At 34.2% G+C, this 5,629-nt stretch carries 7 protein-coding genes and 1 pseudogene; all 8 read left to right on the forward strand.

Annotation, left to right across the window (positions count from 1 at the left end):
* Window positions 1-83: pseudogene (locus GQ540_RS00030) on the forward strand (30S ribosomal protein S12); the annotation flags it as partial.
* A gap of 24 nt (window positions 84-107) precedes the next feature.
* Complete coding sequence (rpsG, locus tag GQ540_RS00035; protein WP_291795427.1) at window positions 108-584, forward strand: 30S ribosomal protein S7; 477 nt, start codon at window positions 108-110, stop codon at window positions 582-584.
* A 9-nt stretch (window positions 585-593) separates the two neighbouring features.
* Window positions 594-2,711, forward strand: coding sequence for an elongation factor G (fusA, locus tag GQ540_RS00040; protein WP_291795430.1), 2,118 nt, complete (start codon window positions 594-596; stop codon window positions 2,709-2,711).
* Between the two features lie 17 nt (window positions 2,712-2,728).
* Entirely contained in the window at window positions 2,729-3,034 is a 306-nt protein-coding gene (gene rpsJ / locus GQ540_RS00045) for a 30S ribosomal protein S10 (protein WP_070237956.1), read from the forward strand.
* 143 nt (window positions 3,035-3,177) lie between these two features.
* On the forward strand, window positions 3,178-3,795 hold the full coding sequence (gene rplC, locus GQ540_RS00050; protein WP_291795441.1) for a 50S ribosomal protein L3: 618 nt from the start codon (window positions 3,178-3,180) through the stop codon (window positions 3,793-3,795).
* Window positions 3,795-4,424 (forward strand): 50S ribosomal protein L4, encoded by a 630-nt coding sequence (gene rplD, locus GQ540_RS00055; RefSeq protein ID WP_291795444.1) that lies wholly within the window; start codon window positions 3,795-3,797, stop codon window positions 4,422-4,424. Before rplC ends, rplD begins: the two co-directional genes overlap by 1 nt.
* A gap of 10 nt (window positions 4,425-4,434) precedes the next feature.
* On the forward strand, window positions 4,435-4,725 hold the full coding sequence (rplW, locus tag GQ540_RS00060) for a 50S ribosomal protein L23 (protein WP_291795447.1): 291 nt from the start codon (window positions 4,435-4,437) through the stop codon (window positions 4,723-4,725).
* A gap of 6 nt (window positions 4,726-4,731) precedes the next feature.
* Window positions 4,732-5,556, forward strand: a complete 825-nt coding sequence (gene rplB / locus GQ540_RS00065; RefSeq protein WP_291795450.1) for a 50S ribosomal protein L2 — start codon at window positions 4,732-4,734, stop codon at window positions 5,554-5,556.
* Window positions 5,557-5,629: the final 73 nt, after the last annotated feature.

The raw sequence follows: 5,629 nt of genomic DNA on the forward strand, positions 1-5,629 counted from the left end.
TTCGTGGAGCATTAGATACTGCAGGTGTTGATGGAAGAACACAACGTCGCTCTAAATATGGTACAAAAGCACCTAAAAAGTAATTTTAAAAACTTTAATGTAAAGACATGAGAAAAAGAGCAGCGAAGAAAAGAGCACTTTTACCAGATCCAAAGTTTAACGACCAATTGGTAACGCGTTTTGTGAATAACTTAATGTGGGATGGTAAAAAATCTGTAGCTTTTAAAGTATTCTATGATGCATTAGACATTGTAGAACAAAAAAAACAAGACGAAGAGAAAACGTCATTAGAAATTTGGAAAGATGCATTAAGTAATGTAATGCCACAAGTTGAGGTTCGTAGCCGTAGAGTTGGTGGAGCAACATTTCAAATACCATCACAAATTAGACCAGACCGTAAGGTTTCTATTGCTATTAAATGGTTAATTTCTTATTCAAGAAAACGTAACGAAAAATCAATGGCTCAGCGTTTAGCTGCTGAAGTATTGGCGGCGGCAAAAGAAGAAGGAGCTGCAGTTAAGAAAAGAATGGATGTTCATAAAATGGCTGATGCTAATAAAGCATTCTCTCACCTTAGATTTTAATTATAGATAATGGCAAGAGATTTAAAATATACAAGAAATATAGGAATTGCTGCTCATATTGATGCTGGTAAAACAACATGTACAGAGCGTATTCTTTATTATACAGGGGTTTCACATAAAATTGGAGAGGTACATGATGGTGCAGCAACAATGGACTGGATGGAGCAAGAGCAAGAAAGAGGTATTACAATTACTTCTGCTGCTACAACTTGTGAATGGAAATTCCCTACAGAGAATGGAGAGCCAACTGCTGAAGCAAAAGGTTATCATTTTAATATTATTGATACTCCAGGTCACGTTGACTTTACAGTAGAAGTAAATCGTTCTTTGAGAGTTTTAGACGGATTAGTTTTCTTATTTAGTGCAGTGGATGGTGTAGAGCCACAATCTGAAACTAACTGGAGATTAGCTGATAACTATAAAGTGCCAAGAATTGGTTTCGTTAATAAAATGGACCGTCAAGGATCAAACTTTCTAAACGTTTGTACTCAAGTTAGAGAAATGTTAGGTTCTAATGCAGTGCCTATCGTTCTTAATATTGGTGATGAAGAGAACTTTAAAGGTGTTGTTGATTTAATTAAAAATCGTGCAATTATATTCCATGACCATACAATGGGGGCAACATTTGATGTTGTTGATATTCCAGATGACTTAAAAGAAGAAGCAAAAGAATTACGTGGTAAGCTAATTGAAGAAGTTGCTGCTTATGACGAAAATCTTTTAGAAAAATATATGGAAGATGAAGATTCTATTACTGAAGATGAGGTGCATGCTGCGCTTCGTGCTGCTGTAATGGATATGTCTATTATCCCTATGGTATGTGGTTCTGCCTTTAAAAATAAAGGAGTACAGTTCTTATTAGATGCTGTATGTAGATATTTACCTTCTCCTACAGATAAAGAAGGTGTTATTGGAATAAACCCAAAAACAGATGAAGAAGAACTTCGTAAACCAGATGTAAAAGAGCCTTTTACGGCTTTAGCATTCAAAATAGCTACAGACCCATTTGTTGGCCGTTTAGCATTTTTTAGAGCATATTCTGGTCGTTTAGATGCGGGTTCATACATTTTGAATACGCGTTCTGGTAAAAAAGAACGTATTTCAAGAATTTACCAAATGCACTCTAATAAGCAAAATGCAATTGATTATATTGAAGCTGGAGATATTGGTGCAGGTGTAGGTTTTAAAGATATTAGAACTGGAGATACTATGTGTGCTGAAAAGCATCCAATTGTACTGGAATCTATGGATTTCCCTGACCCAGTAATCGGTATTGCAGTAGAACCTAAAACAAAAGCAGATGTTGATAAATTAGGATTGGCTTTAGGTAAATTATCTGAAGAAGATCCAACATTTACAGCAAAAACTGATGAAGCTTCAGGTCAAACAATTATTTCAGGAATGGGTGAATTACACTTAGAAATTATTGTAGATCGTTTAAAGCGTGAATTTAAGGTAGAAGTAAACGAAGGTCAACCTCAAGTTGAATACAAAGAGGCTATTACAGCGAAAGCAGATCACCGTGAAGTTTATAAAAAGCAATCAGGTGGACGTGGTAAATTTGCAGATATCAAATTTATTATGGAGCCAGTAGCAGAAGGTGAAACAGGATTGATATTTGAAAATAAAATCAAAGGTGGTAATGTACCTAAAGAATTTATTCCTTCAATTGAAAAAGGATTCAAAACAGCTATGAAGAATGGTCCTTTAGCAGGATTTGAAATGGATAGCATGAAGATTACATTATATGATGGTTCTTTTCACGCGGTAGATTCAGATCAATTATCTTTTGAGTTAGCTGCTAAAATGGGTTATAAAGCTGCTGCAAAATCAGCAAAAGCTGTAATTCTTGAGCCAATCATGAAAATTGATGTGGTAACTCCTGAAGCAAATATGGGAGATATTGTAGGTGATTTAAATCGTAGAAGAGGACAAGTGACTGCAATGGATGATAGAGCTGGAGCTAAAATAGTAAAAGCAACTGTTCCATTATCAGAAATGTTTGGATATGTTACAACTTTAAGAACATTGTCATCTGGTAGAGCGACTTCATCTATGGAGTTTTCACACTATGCTCAATGTCCTAATAACATTGCTGAAGAAGTAATAGAAAAAGTAAAGGGTTAATCTCTAAATTATAAACGATGAGTCAAAAAATTAGAATAAAATTAAAATCGTACGATTACAATTTAGTAGATAAATCTGCTGAAAAAATTGTTAAAACGGTTAAAAATACGGGAGCAGTTGTAAACGGACCAATTCCATTACCAACTCATAAAAAGATTTTTACAGTATTACGTTCACCACACGTAAACAAAAAATCTAGAGAGCAATTCCAATTAAGTTCTTACAAAAGATTATTAGACATTTATAGTTCATCATCAAAAACTATTGATGCTTTAATGAAGTTAGAATTACCAAGCGGAGTTGAGGTAGAAATTAAAGTTTAATTACTTTAATGTTGAAAGGCAACTTTCAATAACATGTCCGGAGCGATTGACGAAGGAAAAACGGAAAAATACATTCAGGGTTGAAGTATTTTCAACCCTGTTTTTTTGAAATAAAAATAGAATAATAATTAAATTAAATTAAAATGTCTGGGTTAATAGGAAGAAAAATCGGAATGACCAGCTTATTCGACGAAAATGGGAAGAACATTCCTTGTACAGTAATCGAAGCAGGTCCATGCGTAGTTACCCAAGTCAGAACTGAAGAAGTAGATGGGTATAAAGCCCTTCAACTTGGTTTCGATGACAAGAAGGCAAAAAGCTCTAATAAAGCTTTAGATGGTCACTTTAAAAAGGCCGGAACTACTGCCAAGAAAAAAGTCGTTGAATTTCAAAGTTTTGATGAGGAGCACAAATTAGGAGATCAAATAACAGTTGAACTTTTTAAAGAAGGAGAATTTGTTGATGTTTCAGCAACTTCAAAAGGTAAAGGTTTTCAAGGTGTTGTTAAACGTCACGGTTTTGCCGGTGTAGGTCAAGCTACTCACGGTCAACATAACCGTTTAAGAGCTCCAGGATCAATTGGTGCAGCGTCATATCCAGCTAGAGTATTCAAAGGAATGCGTATGGCAGGAAGAATGGGAGGAGATAAAGTTACAGTTCAAAATTTAAGAGTTTTAAAAGTTGTTCCTGAAAAGAACATACTTGTGATTAAGGGAGCAGTTCCTGGTCATAAAAACGCTTATGTAATCATTCAGAAATAATGAAAGTAGCAGTTTTAGACATACAAGGAAAAGATACGGGGAGGAAAGTTGAACTTTCTGACACTGTATATGGAATTGAGCCAAATAAACATGCAGTATATTTAGATGTAAAGCAATATTTGGCAAATAAAAGACAAGGTACTAGTAAATCAAAAGAAAGAGCTGAAATTTCTGGGAGTACTAGAAAGATTAAGAAGCAAAAAGGAACTGGTACAGCACGTGCAGGTAGTATAAAATCTGGTGTTTTTAGAGGTGGAGGAAGAATCTTCGGACCTAGACCACAAGATCATTCTTTTAAATTAAATAAAAATTTAAAAAAATTAGCTCGTAAATCAGCCTTAAGCATCCAAGCTAAAGACAATAATATTGTAGTAGTTGAAGACTTTAATTTTGAGTCTCCAAAGACAAAATATTTTACAGATGTTTTAGAAGCTTTTGGTGTTGAAAACAAAAAATCTTTATTTGTGTTTGCTGAACCAAATAATAATGTATATTTGTCATCGCGCAATTTAAAACGCTCTAAAACCACAACCAACACAGGTTTAAGCACTTACGAATTGTTGAATGTAAATAAAATAATTCTTCTAGAAAGTTCTTTAGAAGGAATTGAGTCTAATTTAAGCAAATAGGTACAAAGAGATGAATATTTTAGTTAAACCTATTATAACGGAAAAAGCAACAAATGATAGCGAATTATATAATCGTTATGCTTTTGTTGTAAATAAAAAAGCTAACAAACTTGAAATTAAAAATGCTGTAGCTAAAGCTTATGGTGTTGAAATTGAAAGTGTTAGGACTATGAATTATCCAGTTCAACGTAATACTAAATTCGCTAAAAGTGGAATGGTACACGCAATGAAAGGAGCTTATAAAAAAGCAATAGTTCAATTAGCAGAAGGAGAGAGTATTGATTTTTATAGCAATATATAATAAAAAATGTCAGTTAGAAAATTAAAACCAGTAACACCAGGTCAGCGTTTTAGAGTAGTAAATGGGTTCGACACCATAACTACTGATAAGCCGGAGAAAAGTTTACTTTCTTCGAAAAAAAGATCTGGAGGTCGAAACAATAGTGGAAAAATGACGATGCGCTACATTGGTGGTGGTCATAAAAAGAAATACCGTATTATCGATTTTAAAAGAGATAAAAACGCTATTCCTGCTACAGTAAAATCTATAGAATACGATCCAAACCGTACAGCATTTATTGCTTTATTAGCATATGCTGATGGTGAAAAGAGATATATTATAGCTCAAAATGGATTGAAGGTTGGACAAAAAGTTATTTCAGGTGAAGGAGCTACTCCAGACGTTGGTAACATGATGTTGTTAAGCCAAATACCTTTAGGAACTACAATTTCTTGTATTGAGTTACATCCTGGTCAGGGAGCTGTTTTAGCTCGTAGTGCAGGTTCGTTTGCTCAATTAATGGCAAGAGATGGAAAATACGCAACTATTAAATTGCCATCAGGTGAAACAAGATTAATTCTTGTTACTTGTAGTGCAGTTATAGGTGTAGTATCTAATTCAGACCATCAGTTATTAGTATCTGGTAAAGCAGGTAGATCTAGATGGTTGGGTAGAAGACCTAGAACAAGACCAGTTGTTATGAACCCTGTAGATCACCCAATGGGAGGTGGTGAAGGTAAATCATCTGGTGGTCATCCAAGATCTAAAAACGGAATACCTGCAAAAGGATTCAAAACAAGATCTAAGACCAAGGCGAGTAATAAATATATTATAGAACGTAGAAAAAAATAATTGATATATGGCACGTTCATTAAAAAAAGGACCTTACGTTTTTCATAAACTTGAAAAGAAAGTTCAAACAAAT

This window comes from Lutibacter sp., from assembly GCF_013139515.1.
GTDB lineage: Bacteria > Bacteroidota > Bacteroidia > Flavobacteriales > Flavobacteriaceae > Lutibacter.